At 41.4% G+C, this 15,259-nt stretch carries 13 protein-coding genes; 8 read left to right on the forward strand and 5 right to left on the reverse strand.

The genetic code is table 11. The annotated features are described in order from the left end of the window. Positions 1-7: 7 nt before the first annotated feature. Entirely contained in the window at positions 8-2,275 is a 2,268-nt protein-coding gene (locus EHR07_RS01215) for a lytic transglycosylase domain-containing protein (protein WP_135743386.1), read from the reverse strand. A 48-nt stretch (positions 2,276-2,323) separates the two neighbouring features. Between EHR07_RS01215 and EHR07_RS01220 the strand changes: the two genes are divergently transcribed. The 7 genes from EHR07_RS01220 to EHR07_RS01250 all read left to right on the forward strand — a co-directional run bounded on the left by EHR07_RS01220 (position 2,324) and on the right by EHR07_RS01250 (position 8,074). After that, a complete protein-coding gene (locus EHR07_RS01220) occupies positions 2,324-3,523 on the forward strand; it encodes an LBF_1011 family protein (RefSeq protein ID WP_135743387.1) in 1,200 nt (399 codons plus the stop codon). Position 3,524: 1 nt separating this feature from the next. Next, positions 3,525-4,298 (forward strand): hypothetical protein, encoded by a 774-nt coding sequence (locus EHR07_RS01225; protein ID WP_135570664.1) that lies wholly within the window; start codon positions 3,525-3,527, stop codon positions 4,296-4,298. Positions 4,299-4,365: 67 nt separating this feature from the next. Next, on the forward strand, positions 4,366-4,806 hold the full coding sequence (locus EHR07_RS01230; protein WP_002973191.1) for a bactofilin family protein: 441 nt from the start codon (positions 4,366-4,368) through the stop codon (positions 4,804-4,806). Beyond that, positions 4,807-5,751, forward strand: a complete 945-nt coding sequence (locus EHR07_RS01235; protein WP_135743388.1) for a PdxA family dehydrogenase — start codon at positions 4,807-4,809, stop codon at positions 5,749-5,751. Continuing rightward, positions 5,748-6,173, forward strand: coding sequence for a hypothetical protein (locus tag EHR07_RS01240; RefSeq protein ID WP_135743389.1), 426 nt, complete (start codon positions 5,748-5,750; stop codon positions 6,171-6,173). The genes EHR07_RS01235 and EHR07_RS01240 overlap by 4 nt, the downstream gene beginning before the upstream one ends. Before the next feature lie 12 nt (positions 6,174-6,185). Beyond that, entirely contained in the window at positions 6,186-7,307 is a 1,122-nt protein-coding gene (locus EHR07_RS01245; RefSeq protein ID WP_135743390.1) for a DegT/DnrJ/EryC1/StrS aminotransferase family protein, read from the forward strand. After that, positions 7,307-8,074 carry a hypothetical protein gene (locus EHR07_RS01250; RefSeq protein ID WP_208739653.1) on the forward strand — a complete coding sequence of 256 codons (768 nt, stop codon included), beginning with the start codon at positions 7,307-7,309 and terminating at the stop codon, positions 8,072-8,074. The genes EHR07_RS01245 and EHR07_RS01250 overlap by 1 nt, the downstream gene beginning before the upstream one ends. A gap of 11 nt (positions 8,075-8,085) precedes the next feature. Here EHR07_RS01250 and EHR07_RS01255 read toward each other — a convergent pair whose 3' ends face one another. The 4 genes from EHR07_RS01255 to odhB all read right to left on the reverse strand — a co-directional run bounded on the left by EHR07_RS01255 (position 8,086) and on the right by odhB (position 14,537). Further along, on the reverse strand, positions 8,086-8,919 hold the full coding sequence (locus tag EHR07_RS01255; protein WP_135743392.1) for a hypothetical protein: 834 nt from the start codon (positions 8,917-8,919) through the stop codon (positions 8,086-8,088). Between the two features lie 173 nt (positions 8,920-9,092). Further along, positions 9,093-11,861, reverse strand: a complete 2,769-nt coding sequence (locus EHR07_RS01260; protein WP_135743393.1) for a 2-oxoglutarate dehydrogenase E1 component — start codon at positions 11,859-11,861, stop codon at positions 9,093-9,095. 34 nt (positions 11,862-11,895) lie between these two features. Then, positions 11,896-13,302, reverse strand: coding sequence for a dihydrolipoyl dehydrogenase (gene lpdA / locus EHR07_RS01265; protein WP_135743394.1), 1,407 nt, complete (start codon positions 13,300-13,302; stop codon positions 11,896-11,898). An 8-nt stretch (positions 13,303-13,310) separates the two neighbouring features. Then, complete coding sequence (gene odhB / locus EHR07_RS01270) at positions 13,311-14,537, reverse strand: 2-oxoglutarate dehydrogenase complex dihydrolipoyllysine-residue succinyltransferase (protein WP_135743395.1); 1,227 nt, start codon at positions 14,535-14,537, stop codon at positions 13,311-13,313. A gap of 158 nt (positions 14,538-14,695) precedes the next feature. Between odhB and EHR07_RS01275 the strand changes: the two genes are divergently transcribed. After that, positions 14,696-15,229: a gamma carbonic anhydrase family protein gene (locus EHR07_RS01275; protein ID WP_135743396.1), complete on the forward strand. Its 534-nt coding sequence runs from the start codon at positions 14,696-14,698 to the stop codon at positions 15,227-15,229. Positions 15,230-15,259: the final 30 nt, after the last annotated feature.

Consider the following 15,259-nt stretch of genomic DNA (forward strand, 5'->3'; position numbering starts at 1 on the left):
CCATTTTTTACAACTTATGGTATTTTTTCATAATGTCATAGGCGTAAAAATTTGAAACCACGATGCGACAGTAATCTCTCGATTCTTTGTAAGGTAGGTCTTCCAAAAAATGGTTAAAATCACCGGTATAGACTGACTTCTTCCATTTGCGTAAATTCCCCGGTCCGCCGTTATACGCGATCGAAGCCCATTTTAATTCATTTCCATTGGATTTCAAAAGGTAGGCCAGAAATTTTGTCCCCAAACGAATGGAAGTTTCGGGCTCATAGAGAGAATAGGAGGTGATTCCCATTCGCGTTGCCAATTCTTTTCCGGTGGCGGGCATAATTTGCATCAGGCCTCGGGCATTAGATCTGGAAGTTGCTGTTTCTTTAAAGAAGGATTCTTGGCGCATTAATGCATACACCTTATCTTCGGAGATATCATTTTCCTGCGCGTAACGAGAGACAATACTTTGGTGGGGTCTTGGAAAAATTCTCGTGGAGATGGAAGTGGGTAAAAGGATGGGATCATCTGGGATGAGATGTCTTTTTAATAATGACCTTGTGTGAAAAGCGGTATAATATGTGTTATATGTTAGGTCTCCTATCCCCACCAGAATTTCATCTTTTTCTTCCTCGGAAAGATTTTCTCGTTTTACGTGAAAGTTAACAAGACTAAGTCCCAAACTATCCTCACCCACCCGAAAGTATTCTTTGGCGAGATTCAAAAGTTTATGGCCTTGGATTCTTGAGCTCATTCCTCCCAGTTTGTTTCCCAGTTCATAGGAATCTTTCGGATAAGCAAACCCTAAGTTTCTTCCAAGGAGAGCATAAGATTCTTCTGGAATACCTGCGGTATAAGATAAATATTCAAATAAATATTCTTTGTTGTAAGTGGGATTGTCTGGTTTATTTCCTTCTTTGATGATGGATAAAAACTCTTCGCGGATGACTCGTGTATAATAAGATCCAGGGCAAAGGGAATAATACCTTTTTAGTTCTTTTTTTAATTTTTCTATATCCCCACTTTCTTTGAGGGAACGTAAATACCAATACACGAGCCGGCCTTTTACAGGTAAGTTGGGAATTTCGGCAAGGGCTCTTTCAAATTTTGCGAGGGGAGCATAGTTGGATTTTTCTCCTTTGCGATCCACTAGGTATTCAATAAGCCGATCTTGGTAAAAAAGATTAAATGGATATTTTCCTAAGTATAAAACTAAGTTTTCAAAATATAATTCACGATCACCTAATCTATCGTATGTGGCAGAAAGAACTCGGTAATAACCTGCATCTTTTCCAGGAAATGTTTTTAAAAGTTCAATCGCATTCTGAAATTTGTTTTGTTGGTATAAAATATCAGCCAAACTCACAATCCATGAGGAATCCATATCCACAAAGGTTTTGTTTGTCCGTAAAACTCTAAAAAGTTCGTTTGTTTTTCCCGTTTTGGTTAAAACTGTGGTTAGGTGTCTGAAACCTTCATAATAAGCAAGTCTTGTGGAAAAAAGTTCTGGCCTTGTGCGAAACAAAGCTTCTTTGTCATTATTGTTGATCGCTGGCAATAAGAGAGTGAGTTCAGAGGGGGCAAGTTGTAAAATACTCCCCGATCCTTTGTATTTGGACCAGTCTGCGGCAATCATTTGCACAGTAGAGTCCGAAAGTCCATCTCTTTGTAGACAATTTAACCATTCTTCAACGGCTGCTTTTTCATCACCTAATATAAGTTTTGCTTTCCCGTATCTGTATTGTGTATCGCCTGTGAGAAGGTATCGTTTGTGCGATTCTTGGATGGAGTTAATTTTATCTAAAATCTCCTTCCATTGGTTGTTGGCCGCAAGAAGACGAATCAGTTCATCCAGTAACCTACGGCAAATCGGATCTTCTTCTAAATTCAAGCGATTCAAAAATAGGATTCGTTCGGCGGGTGTGAGATAATTTCTTTGTGTAATTTCTGTGTACAACTTCCAATAACTCAGTTTAAAAAGTGTGGTTTGGAAAGGCATCGTTTGTGTTAGGATTTTTTTTACCTCTTCTTCTGACGATTCTGTGACAAAAACTCCACGCACAAGAGAAATCAAATATCGAAATCGTTTCTCCTTGTCACCGTTAGGTGCTTTTTCATGGAACTCAATGAGGCTATATACTTCACTTTCCCGGGAAGGATTTGTATTTCGAAAGTGGTTTTCAATTTGCCCCCACTGGTGGGATTTAATTAAATATTGAAGGTCAGTGTCCGCAAATAGGGATGTTGTGAAAAAGAGAAGAATTCTACTTGCTAACCAAAAATGCCTCATGCATACTTCCTATGATTACGAATTTAGAGAGGGAAGGTTCCTCTCCTTATGAGCTTACAAACAGAATACAAACTGCAATGGCCGGAATATCGGATTGAATTCCACCCAGGGCCTGTTATCCCTAAAAAGGCCAACCTGAATGAACTTTGGCCGACCCTTCGTGCCTTTTTTTCAGGCAATCAGTCTCGTTTTGCAAACTATCTCTTTTATCTATCGACCGATTTTTCTGGGGGGTTCAGCCTTTGTTCCATTTTGGGGGAAAATGAGACCGCAAATCGGTTTCGAGACCCACAACTTTTCACCCCATCTCCTTTTCCGAAGGAATCCTTGGACCAAATTTGGGAACTTTGCCAAAACCGTGATTTTGAGGAGATGGAAAGAGAGGATTGGGAATTCATTGGGTTTGGACTTTTGTATTCTGGTGATGTCCGCGAATTTCGCAATTGGGTTATGAAAACCAAAGAATTCTTTGGTCAAACCGATGACAATCGTCGGTTTTTATATTTACTTGGTTGGGAAAATTCTGAAATCCCATTTGAAAGTTCCGTATTACATATGTTAGTTGAATATGTAAAAGGGAACAGAGAAGTATTGGATTTTAAAACTCTTACCGATGCTGTAACTTTAGATGCCCATTGGCAAATCTCTGGAGTTCTGTTTCATGCGATTGAAACCGGATGGTTTACGGGAGAAGAAACTTTTAGGTTCTGGAAATTTATCATTGGTTTTTATTCTGAGTGGAATGATTGGGAAAAAGGAAAGTTTCGTTCCATTTCTCTTGGAAAAATTCCCGCCTCTTTTGCTTTGCGTTATGCCAAACGATATTTTTCAGATGCGGATTTTGATTTATACAGAGAAGAATTGGAAACAAGTCTTCGCGGTGATTGGACTTACGGTAATGGATTCGGTTATGAACTCACTCACCAAATGGATCCCTTTGTCGAAACAGTGGTAAGATTTCGTAATGAAGGCGAAAGATTTGAAGAAGGATTAAAAAAAGAGCTCATTCTCAAACCCTATTCGTATTTTATCAATTTACAATTGGCTTGTATCTATTTTGTGAAAAAGGAAAACGATAAGTTTTTACAGTTTTATAAAAAAGCAGGTAGGCTTAAATATTTACCTTTAGCTCTTAATTTATATTGGCGTGTTTTGAAACAAAACGGTGATGAAATTTTAGGATCTTCCATAGAACGGTCATTAGTTGCCACTGGTGAATCGATCCACATTCCAGAAGGTTGGACCTAAGATGCCACTAACCCAAGAACAAATTATGGAACTCTCCAAATTGCAGAAAATGCTAAGGAATTTGGAGAAAATTGAAAGAAATGCAAAAAATGATCTGCAAAAAGAGCGGGTGGCCTTCGACATTGAACGTTATAGGCGTAGGATGCAAGAGGTATCTCCAGAAGGAATTCCTGATAATTTAGAGCAGACCATGCGGAATGCAAAAACCAGAGAAGAAAATCCAGAAAACCTCAAACACAAAGTCATATCTCAATATCCTGTGATGAAAGTCTCCCCCAATTCGAATGATAGTGAAATCAATCAAATTGGTACACTTGTGAACATTATGGATTTGGAATATATTCCTATCCTTGGGGATGGTCATATCAAGTTTGATTATTCTCATGCCACAGAAAGGGACTCTGTTCTCAAATATATGGAGAACTTACGTAGAAACATGAAAATTCTTGTGGAAACAATCGAAGAATATGCTGCAGCCGACAAACAAGAGTTTCGTGAACAGCTATCAAGAATGAAAAATAAACAATCCCGAATTTTTATTGCGGAATCTTTTGAAACTTTGGGCAAATTTCGAGATTTCCTCACTGCTGTCAATAAAGACATCAAGGACGGGGTAAACGTAATTATGAACATGGAAGAACCTATCAAATTCAATCCACGGTTTGAAAAGGCAACGGTTTTGGAAGGTCGTTCCATCATGGAAGGGCTTCGCGAATTTCAAGAATTTGCGGAAGAGGCGTGTGATTTGATTCGACTCCCGTCTTTTAGAGGTTAAAAAAACCTTTTCATTCCCGGGGGGAAACGCACACTGTGAAAAATCACATACACGGACTCGTAACAGCATGGCATTAGTCAAAAATCAGACCGAAGTTACCAATTCAACGATTGGTGAGAATTCTTACTTCAACGGTAAATTCTTCATCAATGGTTCCTTAAAAATTGACGGTAAATTCGAGGGAAAATCCCTCCAAGCCGAACACCTCTATATTGGTGTAACCGGAAAGGTCAAAACCAACATCACTGCTGCCAGTGTCATCGTAGAGGGAATTGTTGTCGGAAACGTCACCGCAAGAAACCGTGTGATGCTCCTTCCTACCTCAAAAATTCTCGGAGATATCAAAACTCCTGAGCTGATCATCCAAAACGGGGTGATTTTGGAAGGACGTTGTATGATTTCCAACGACCTCAAACACAGTGCCAAAGACCTAATTGAATTGGAATACTCAAAAGATTCCTTAAGTGTAGAGAAGATTTTTGGGAAACAACCAAACGCAAAAGAATAATTGAAAACCATTCTGATTTCGGAAGGCGATCCAACAAGTATCAACTACGAACTTGTAGTTTCTGCCTTCCCACAATTGTTAGCTTTGGGGAAACAACACCGCATTTATCTAGTGCGCGGGCCCCACAACATCACAGTTCCCTCCCTCCCAAACCTTACAAAACCCAGTGCCGAACCAGGATTTTATTCACTTACTTGGTCAGGTTCTAAAAAAACTCGTTCGTTTGTTCTAGGAAAACCTTCTGCGAACTCTGGAAAAATGGCCTATGATTCGCTACTGGCCGCTATGGATGTACAAAAGGAACTCGGAGCCGATCTCATTACTTTGCCTCTTTCGAAAGAATGGGTACAAAAAGCAGGGATCAAAGGATTTCGGGGCCATACAGAAACCTTGGCTGAGTTTTATAAACGACCTACGTTTATGATGATGAGTGGGGAAAAACTCAATGTCATTCCTTTAACTACGCACGTGCCGTTGAAGGATGTGGTGAAAGAATTAAAAAAGTTTTCTTGGAAGGAATTGGCCAAGGCAATGACGAGTTCTCGCTTTTTAAAGAATCCAAAAATTGCTTATTTGGGTCTTAACCCCCATGCCGGGGAAGGGGGAAAGATTGGGGACGAGGAATCGACCTTACTTGCCATTGGTGCCAAAGTACTCCGAAAAGCAAAGTTCTCCGTCGAGGGACCGCTTTCCGCCGATTCTGCTTTTTTACCAGGTGCTAAGCCGTACGATTTGTATTTGGCTTCCTATCATGACCAAGGACTCATTCCATTTAAATTGCTTGAAGGGAAAAAGGGAGTCAACATAACCTTAGGACTGGATTTTACCCGTGTGTCCCCCGACCACGGAACGGCCTTTGACATTGCAGGTAAGGGCATTAGTGATCCCACAGGACTCATCTCCTGTTTAGAACGACTCACGGAGAATACAAAAACAAAACCATGACACTATTGGAAGTCCTTGCCTTTCCGGTTTTATTTATTTGGTTTGTGGGGCTTCTTCTCACTCTGTTCCGGAGAGATTTAGAATCCCATTGGAAGTTTTTTTTCTTCCTAGTGTTTTGTTTTTATTTGGTCCAATTTTTTCCAGAATTTTGGGAAGGGGTGGCTCGTTGGAAGGAAAATCCCAAAGCAGAGGTTCTCATTTGGATTTCGGCTATGGGAAATTCTATCTATGTATTTTTATTCTTTTTATGGCCCCTGGTTCTCATTCGCATATATTATTCCGCATCCAATAATTTAAGTAAAACCTTGATCCCTGCACTTGCCTATGGGACTGTTTTGTATTGGGTTTTATTTTTTCTTTGGACTATGTATTCCAAAGAGTTCAACGGTTGGCTTCATCAAGTTTTCACAATAAGTAAATAAAAAGGGCATACAATGGCAGTTCCATTTATAGATATCAAACGATTTGAACCAGGATTTTTGGACACCTGGAATGAAAAAGTAAAGTCCATGTCAGTAAACGCACAGTTTATCGGTGGAAACGAAGTGACCGATTTGGAAACAAATCTTGCCACTTGGGCAGAGACAAAGTATGCCATTGGTTGTGCCAATGGTACTGATGCTTTACAATTGGCACTGCGTGCTGTGGGAGTAGGTCGTGGCGACAAAGTGTTGTTACCCGACTCTACTTTCTGGGCGACCTTTGAGGCGGTGGTGAATGTTGGCGGTGATCCTTATACTGTGGATACCAATCCTATTGACTTACAAATGGACTTCCAAGTATTTAAGGAAGCGGTCGAAAAAGTAAAACCAAAAGCAGCTCTTGTGGTCCATTTATACGGCTGGGGAACAGCAAACATTGAAGAACTTCGAAAGTTCTGCAAAGAAAAAAACGTGGCTCTCATTGAAGACGGGGCACAATGTTTTGGAGTCAGACACAATGGAAAGTCCTTATACAAAGACGCTCTTATTTCCACTACATCCTTCTATCCTGCAAAGGTGTTAGGTGCTGCCGGCGATGGTGGTGCTGTATTTACAAACGATGAAGAGTTATCAATTGTCACACGTAGGCTTGTTAATCATGGACGCACTTCGCATTATGAACATGGACTTGTGGGTTGGAACTCAAGACTTGATTCACTGCAAGCTGCCTTTTTAAATTTATCTTTAAAACATCTGCAAGCACGCATTGATTCTCGTAAAAAGTCACAAAACATATACTACAAAGAATTACCAGGTCTTGGAATCGGTGTCATCAAACCTCCTAAAGATTACGAGGAAAATGGATATTGTAACGTGACTTTGGTGGACCCTGAAGTTCGTCCCAAAATCGAGGCTGTTCTCAAGGACAAAGGGATTGGATTTGGAAATATTTATCCAGGTGCCATGTCTGACCAACCAGGCGCCAAACCATACCTCGTCGAAAGATTTGGAAAGGATGGAAATGCACGTAGGATTTCTAAATCCGTTCTTAACTTTCCACTTTTTGCATATATGACAGATTCTGAATTGGATGAAGTGTTTAGTGCGATAAAAGCCTATAACGCAAACAAATAATGGAAAAGTTTAGAGTCGGAGTATTTTTATTCTTTTTACTCATCCTTGCGGTGCTTACTTTTAGTTTGTCTAAAAGTTGGCGCCTCTATGATGATGCGTATGAAGTCACAGTAGAAACTCCCGAGTCTAAGGAAAAAGATAATAGTCCTGAACCTTCGGATCGTTTGGATTTGGAAGATGGGAATGGAAAGATCTATTGGAAACAATACTTTATTTACCCACATGGACTGGTCACTGAGTCAGGTGGGTTTGGTCCTGATGGGATTTTAACTCACGCTCGTAACTTATATTCGATCAATTTGAAAGATGGAAAGGTGCAAAAACTTTTCCCACACGATGTTTACATTTGGGATTTTTTTGTGGGAGAGTTTGAAAAAAAATCTTTATCCAATACAATCGATGATCCCAAAGAAGATGTCTTACAAATCGAGAAAAAACTTTTAATTTTTGCTGTAACAGAAGATAGCAATTTGGATGGAGTTCTCAATTATAAAGACCATAAGTTTGTGTATCTTTATGATCCTGATACCAATCAATTGGATTCTTTATTGCCAACTGGATATCATTTTCGAAAACTTTTATACAATTCTTTGAAAAATCACCTAACGTTGGTTTTGGGAAAAAATCCAGAACCTCAACCTAAAAATCCAAAGAAAAAACTCCCAGAGCCTCCGTTAAAACTCCATCTTTTCGACTACGATGTTGTTTCAAAAAAAGGGGTACTCAGTGGATCTCTTGAAGCTTTTGTAACACAAGAAGCCAACTAAAATTTAGGTTTTTAATTTTTCCCCATCGCTTCCAAATTAAAGATAAACCCGAATTGAAACCCGGCAAGATTAATAGATTCGGAAGAGAAAGCATTCGATTTTAGGATTTTTCGTGAGCCATATACTTCTATGGATAAACCAAATTCAGGTGTGATGAAATAGTTAGTTCCAAAAGTGACACGGCCACCAATCCCTGTCCCTGGATGTGTATCAGTTGGGTAAAATAGATTGTTTTGTTGGCCGTTGCGATATTTGGATTCAAAATTGAGAACACTCAGTTCTAATCCAACAAAGGGATCAAATCTGTTTCTATAGAGAAAGTGGTAGTTGAGTCCCATCCCATAATTTCGATCTCTGTAAATTTTGTGACCTATTGGTACTGCTTCAATGTAAGTGGTGTATCCGTTAGGGTTTTTAGGATCAGCTAAAGCAATTTGGTTTGAACCTTGAGATTTAATGGAGACGACGCTATAAGAAATAAAAAATCCAATATGATCAGTGAGTCCGTATTCCATAGAAACTTTAAGTGTGTCCCCTGCTTGGACTTTGTCTTTGGTAAGTGGGATACCATTTGGGAAAGGAAAGGTCCCAATCATTTTTACGGGAGTAACTCCTAAATTCGCTTGGGCCTGAAGACCATTTTGGTAGTTTTTTTCAGTTTGAATGAGTGATCCTCCTGTGTAATTAGTTTCCCCTTGGAGGTAAGTTAAATAATATCCACCTTGGTAAAAACCAAACACGGGTTCCGGCCTATTAGATTGAGCGAACAAAGAAAAAATTGGCAAACATACTACGAGGAGATAAGTAGAAATTAAATTAGGATATTGGAATGCAAGTTTTCTCATTTCCAAATTTTGAAAGACCAGTTAATGCCTGTCAAATGGAAAAAGGAATAGATGGTAAATGGATTTTTGCGCCTAAGGTGATGGACTCTTCCGTAGTTTTAAACAAAAAAGCCTTGAGATTTCTCCCAAGGCTTTTATTTAAATCACCTGTTGATGTTAGATGCTATTATAACTTAAGATAAAGCATCCTTCACTAGGTCTTCTTGTTCTTTTAAGTGAGTGACTACGTGTCCACAAGCAGGGCTTGGGAACTCGGAACGACCTGCATAATGCAGACGTTTGTTTTCTGGCATCACTGCTTCGATACGATCTCTTACAAAGAACCAAGCTCCTTGGTTTTTTGGTTCTTCCTGTACCCATACAAATTTTTTCAGTTTTCCGTAACTTGTGATCATTTGTTTGATATGGTTTTCTGGGAACGGGTAAAGTTGTTCAATCCGAACGACTGCTACGTTTTCCAATTTTTGCGCATCGATGGCTTTGCGTAAGTCGTAATAAACTTTTCCAGAACAGAAAAGTAACTTCTCTACCTTTTCTGGTTTGGCCACTGGATCAGGAAGGATCTTTCTAAAAGCACCCGTTGTGATATCTTCCAAACTAGAAGCTGCCTCTTTCAAACGAAGGAGAGACTTAGGCGTCATGATGATGAGTGGCTTTCTGAAACTTTGGAGGATCTGACGACGTAGTATATGGAAATACTGAGCAGGTGTGGTTAGGTTTGCCACTTGGATATTATCAAGTGCACAGAGTTGTAAGAACCTCTCTAGCCTTGCCGAAGAGTGTTCAGGACCTTGACCTTCGTATCCATGTGGGAGTAAACAAACAAGACCAGACATCCTTTGCCATTTGATTTCGGAGCTGGAAATGAATTGGTCAAAGATCACCTGTGCGTTGTTAGCAAAGTCACCAAACTGTGCTTCCCACATCACAAGACTACTTGGATCAGCGAGAGAATACCCATATTCAAATCCAAGACAAGAATATTCAGAAAGAGAGGAGTTAACGATCTCTATCTTTGCTTGTTTCTCACTGATATGATTGAGCAGGGTAAGTTTTTTCCCATTAACGATGTCGGAAAGAGTGGCATGTCTATGAGAGAAAGTTCCCCTTTGTGCATCTTGTCCCCCAAGTCGGATGGGAAATCCATTTTCCAAAATGGAACCAAAGGAAAGTGCTTCAGCAAAGCCCCAGTCAATTGGAAGTTCCCCAGCACCCATTTTTTTACGATCCTCTAAAACTTTAATGTGTTTTGGGTTCGCATTAAATCCTTGTGGTAGGGTGGTCACTGCTTTCACAATTCCACCTAACTGTTGTTGGAGAAGTTCGGTATGTACATCAGAATCCAAAGGTTCTTTCGTGTATCTTGACCAAACTCCACCAAGGGTATCGACTGTAATGCGAGTGTCTTTTTCTTTGGCTTGTTGGAAGGAAGTTTCTAAACCTTGTTGGATTCCGTCTTTAATGAACTGGATTTCTTCTTGTGTGATATCGCCACGTTTTAATAACTTCTCTTCATAAATGGAGATTGTTTTTGGATGTTTTTTGATGATATCATACATCTGAGGTTGTGTGAAAGTTGGTTCGTCTGTTTCGTTGTGACCAAGCCTTCTGTAACAAATCAAATCGATGATCACATCTTTTTTAAATTTTTGACGATATTCTAACGCAAGTTTTGTGACTCGGTAAGTAGCTTCTGGGTCATCTCCATTTACATGGAAAATGGGAACTTGGAAACCTTTGGCAAGGTCTGTAGCGTAAAGTGTAGATCTAGATTCACTTGGGAGAGTGGTGAATCCAATTTGGTTATTGATGACAATGTGGAAAGTTCCACCCACTGTATAACCATCTAAGTTCATCATGTTGAGAGTTTCTGCCACTACCCCTTGACCCGCAAACGCTGCATCCCCGTGGATGGCCACTGGCATAAATTTAGAACGGTCTGTATCCTTTGCCATTTCTTGGCGAGCCCGAACCGATCCAAAAATCACTGGGTCTACGGCTTCTAAGTGAGAAGGGTTGAAAGCAAGGGAGAGTTTGACTTCTTTCCCGTAATGAGTCATGACATGGTTGGAATAACCAAGATGGTATTTTACGTCCGCATAACCAAGTTGGCCTGGGTTTAGTTTTTCTTCGAACTCAGCAAAGATAAGACCAGCTGGTTTACGGATGATATTCACAAGCACATTGAGTCGTCCTCTATGTGCCATCCCGATCACAAGGGCATCCATTTTATGACCCCCCGCTTCTTCCACAAGGGTATCGAGCATAGGGATCATGGTTTCCCCACCTTCGAGTGAAAATCGTTTTTTCCCTACGAATTTTTTGGCGAGGAAATTTTCAAAACTATCCGCTTGGTATAGTTTTTCAAACAAACGTAAGGCGGTCTTTTTGCTGATGGGCTCGTTGTTGGCAAGAGGTTCCATTCGGTTTTGTAACCACTCACGTTCCTCATCATTAACAAGGTAGTAGTGTTCACAACCGATCGAACCACAATAGGTTTTTTCAAACCAATCGATGACGTCTTTTAGTTTTGCTTTCCCAAGGTTGGCAATTCCAGAATCCACTTCTGTTTCTAAGTCACTTTGTTTGAGTGCTCCGATTTTGAGATCGATGAATTCGCGGTTGGGTTTGTTGATCCCTAGTGGATCGAGGTTTGCAGCTAAGTGACCTTGCCTTCTATAAGCATTGAGAAGGTTGATGATCCCGAAGTCGCTGAGTGAAGAATCTTTTCTGTGTTCGGTGGATGCATAATTTACATATCCATTTCCACCAAATCCACTTCCATTGGACCCGTTACCGGAAACGGATGATCTTTCTAATTCACCAAAAAAGTCGATCCAGTCTTTTGATAAACTCTGCGGATCTTCTTTGAATTGTTTGTAATACTCTTCCAATAATACGACGTTATCGCCGTATAAACTCATCATCTGGTCGGTTGTCATATTCTCTCCCTAAAACAACAAAACAACAGTTAAATTACGAATGGATGGACCATTTCGCATCAGCATCCATCGCCGCTTCCCGAAGTACTTCAGAAAGAGTAGGATGGGCATGTGTAGAACGAGCAATGTCTTCTGCACTCGCACCAAATTCAAAAGCAATCGCCGCTTCTGCGATCATATCCGAGGCCCTGGGACCTACGATATAAATGCCTAGGAGTTTGTCCGTTTTTTTGTCGGCAATGACTTTGACTTGTCCATCCGTTTCATTCATGGCTTTGGCACGAGCATTGGGTTTGAACATGTACTTACCCACTTTGTATTCGATTCCTTTGGCTTTGAGCTCTTCTTCGCCCTGTCCCACCCAAGCCACTTCTGGCCAAGTGTAAACGATCCAAGGAATGGCTTTGTAATTCACATGGCCATACTTACCACAAATGAGTTCAGCAACGGCAATCCCTTCGTCTTCTGCTTTGTGAGCAAGCATAGGGCCGTCCACTACATCACCTATGGCATAAATATTAGGAATATTGGTTTGGAATTTGTTCAGTTCAACTTTGACACGACCTCGGTCTGTCATCTCGACACCAATTTCTTTGGCACCAAGTCCGTCTGTGTTCGGACGGCGACCAATGGAAACAAGAACCTTGTCTCCTTCGAGAATGGATTTTTTGCCGTCTTTGCCTTCGATTTCCACTTCTACTTTTTTTCCTTTGACCTTGGCGCCATGCACTTTGGTTTCAAAGAGAAAATTGATTCCTTGCTGAGTTAAAAGTCTTTCGGCAAGGGAAGCCATCGCTTGGTCAGCGGTCCCGAAAAGTCGTGGCATGAGTTCCACCACAGTCACTTTGGCACCGAGTCGTAACCAAACAGAGCCGAGTTCGAGTCCAATGACCCCTGCACCTACAATGATTAAGTGTTCGGGAACGGAATCAAAACCAATGGCATGATCCGAGGTAACAATGTTTTTTCCATCCACAGGAAGGGGAGGGATTTCGATCGGTGTCGATCCAGTGGCGATGATGATATTCGTTCCACTAATGGACTCTTTTTTTCCATCTTCACTTGTGATAGAAATTTCTGTTTTAGAAACAAAACTGGCGTGACCCAAGTAACGAGTGATTTTGTTTTTTTTCATCAGGTAATCTACACCTGAGGTCACTTCACTCACCACTTTGTCTTTACGAGCCATCATTTTAGCAATGTCGATTTTGACATCTTTGACAGTAATTCCATGATCGGCTAATTTGTGTTTGGTTTTGTGAAATTCTTCGGAAGAATCGAGAAGGGCTTTGGAAGGGATACAACCTACGTTGAGACAAGTCCCCCCGAGAGTTTTTCTTTTTTCAATGATGGCGACTTTTTTCCCGAGTTGGGCTGCACGAACCGCAGCCACATACCCACCAGGACCTGCACCAATGACAACGATATCATATTGTTCCATATTTGTGCCTATACCTCAAAGAGGAGTCTTGTTGGGTCCTCTACCATTTCTTTAATCTTCACAAGAAACTGAACTGCTTCCTTTCCATCCACGATTCTGTGGTCATAAGAAAGAGCCAGATACATCATTGGGCGGATGACAATTTGATCATTCACAACTACCGCGCGTTTGACGATGTTATGCATCCCGAGAATTCCCGATTGTGGAGGATTTAGGATTGGTGTCGACATCATCGATCCATACACACCCCCATTGGAGATGGAGAAAGTTCCCCCTTCCATATCTTCCAAAGAGATTTTACCGTCTTTCACTTTGCCAGCAAGCCTTGCGATCTCTTGTTCGATTTGGGCAAAACTGAGAAGGTCGGCGTTACGGACAATTGGAACCACAAGTCCTTTCGGTCCACCCACGGCCACTCCAATGTCGTAGTAGTTTTTATAGACAATGTCTGTTCCGCGAATCTCTGCGTTGATGGCAGGATATGCTTTTAATGCTGCCACGGCTGCTTTGGTAAAAAGAGACATGAACCCAAGACCCACACCATGTGTTTCTTTGAACTTGTCTTTGTATTTATTGCGAAGATCCATAATCGGAGACATATCCACTTCGTTAAACGTAGTGAGGATGGCCGCTGTATGTTGTGCATTGACAAGCCTACTTGCAATCGTTTGGCGCAGTTTTGTCATTGGCACTACTGTTTCTCTTGGACCAGCGTTTGCCGAAACAACTACCGCTCTTGGAATCTCAGGACTTGCCGCTGCCTTAGGAGCAGAGGAGCTTGCGCCACCTTTTTCCATAAAAAGAATTACATCTTCTTTTGTGATTTGTCCGTTGCGACCGGTTCCAGTGATTTTGGAAACATCTAACTTATTTTCTTCGATGAGTTTACGCGCCGCTGGAGGAAGTTCTTCGTTCACTTTGCCCGTGTTAGGTTGGGCACTTGGTGTTTCTGCTTTCGGAGCCGGGGCAGAAGCACTAGCAGGAGCCGAAGCAACAGCGCCTTCTTCGATGGTCCCCATAATATCACGCACATGAACCACATCCCCCACCTTTTTGGTGATGGATTTTAAAACCCCAGAAGTGGGAGCAGGAATCTCTAATGAGACTTTGTCTGTTTCTAAAATAGCGAGCACTTCGTCTACTTTTACGGCATCGCCTTCTTTTTTGGTCCAAGCACTGATGGTCGCTTCGGTTACGGATTCCCCCATCTCGGGGACTTTGATTTCTATTGCCATGAAATGTTCCTTAGCAGGTTTTTAGAGAAAAATAGCGTTTTTGAGGAGTGAGATCCCATTTGAATCTAAGACTACCGTAACTTAGTTAAAGGTAAAAACGCAAGCGGAAAAAACGAAAAGACCTTGAGTTTCAGTTTGGTCACCATTGTGTAGCAGGTATGATCCGAACGTTTCAAGGCATTACACCTTCTCTCCACCCTACGGCCTGGGTGGCACCTTCCGCTGATGTACTGGGAAAGGTAAGTATTGGGGAAGAGTCCTCGATTTGGTTCCAATGTGTGTTAAGAGGTGACGTAAATACCATCACCATTGGCAAACATGTGAACATCCAAGACATGACTCTCGTACATGTGGCAAGAGATTTGTATCCTGTGACCATCGGGGATTATGTATCCATCGGCCACCATGCGACCATCCACGGTTGTGTTTTAAAAGACCATAGTTTTGTCGGGATGGGAGCCATGCTTATGGATGATGTGGAGATTGGAGAATGGTCCTTTGTGGGGGCAGGATCCCTGGTTCCTCCAGGGAAAAAAATCCCACCAGGTGTACTCGTCATGGGTAGCCCCGCCAAAATCATCCGAGACATCACTGACAAGGACCGCGAGATCATCACCCGCACGGCAAACAACTATGTGAAGTATAAAGAAAACTACCGGGCGGAAGGAATTGGGGGCACCTCCCTTTCCTAACGGAAAGGGACCGGGTGATCCGCTCCAATC

This window comes from Leptospira bandrabouensis, assembly GCF_004770905.1.
Lineage (GTDB): Bacteria > Spirochaetota > Leptospiria > Leptospirales > Leptospiraceae > Leptospira_A > Leptospira_A bandrabouensis.

Bases quoted from the DNA above. Each gene is read 5' to 3' on its own strand.
- EHR07_RS01230 (WP_002973191.1), top strand. From the start codon at position 4,366: ATGGCATTAGTCAAAAATCAGACCGAAGTTACCAATTCAACGATTGGT.
- EHR07_RS01225 (WP_135570664.1), top strand. From the start codon at position 3,525: ATGCCACTAACCCAAGAACAAATTATGGAACTCTCCAAATTGCAGAAA.
- EHR07_RS01275 (WP_135743396.1), top strand. From the start codon at position 14,696: ATGATCCGAACGTTTCAAGGCATTACACCTTCTCTCCACCCTACGGCC.
- EHR07_RS01250 (WP_208739653.1), top strand. From the start codon at position 7,307: ATGGAAAAGTTTAGAGTCGGAGTATTTTTATTCTTTTTACTCATCCTT.
- odhB (WP_135743395.1), bottom strand. From the start codon at position 14,537: ATGGCAATAGAAATCAAAGTCCCCGAGATGGGGGAATCCGTAACCGAA.
- EHR07_RS01245 (WP_135743390.1), top strand. From the start codon at position 6,186: ATGGCAGTTCCATTTATAGATATCAAACGATTTGAACCAGGATTTTTG.
- EHR07_RS01255 (WP_135743392.1), bottom strand. From the start codon at position 8,919: ATGAGAAAACTTGCATTCCAATATCCTAATTTAATTTCTACTTATCTC.
- EHR07_RS01220 (WP_135743387.1), top strand. From the start codon at position 2,324: ATGAGCTTACAAACAGAATACAAACTGCAATGGCCGGAATATCGGATT.
- EHR07_RS01260 (WP_135743393.1), bottom strand. From the start codon at position 11,861: ATGACAACCGACCAGATGATGAGTTTATACGGCGATAACGTCGTATTA.
- EHR07_RS01240 (WP_135743389.1), top strand. From the start codon at position 5,748: ATGACACTATTGGAAGTCCTTGCCTTTCCGGTTTTATTTATTTGGTTT.
- lpdA (WP_135743394.1), bottom strand. From the start codon at position 13,302: ATGGAACAATATGATATCGTTGTCATTGGTGCAGGTCCTGGTGGGTAT.
- EHR07_RS01215 (WP_135743386.1), bottom strand. From the start codon at position 2,275: ATGAGGCATTTTTGGTTAGCAAGTAGAATTCTTCTCTTTTTCACAACA.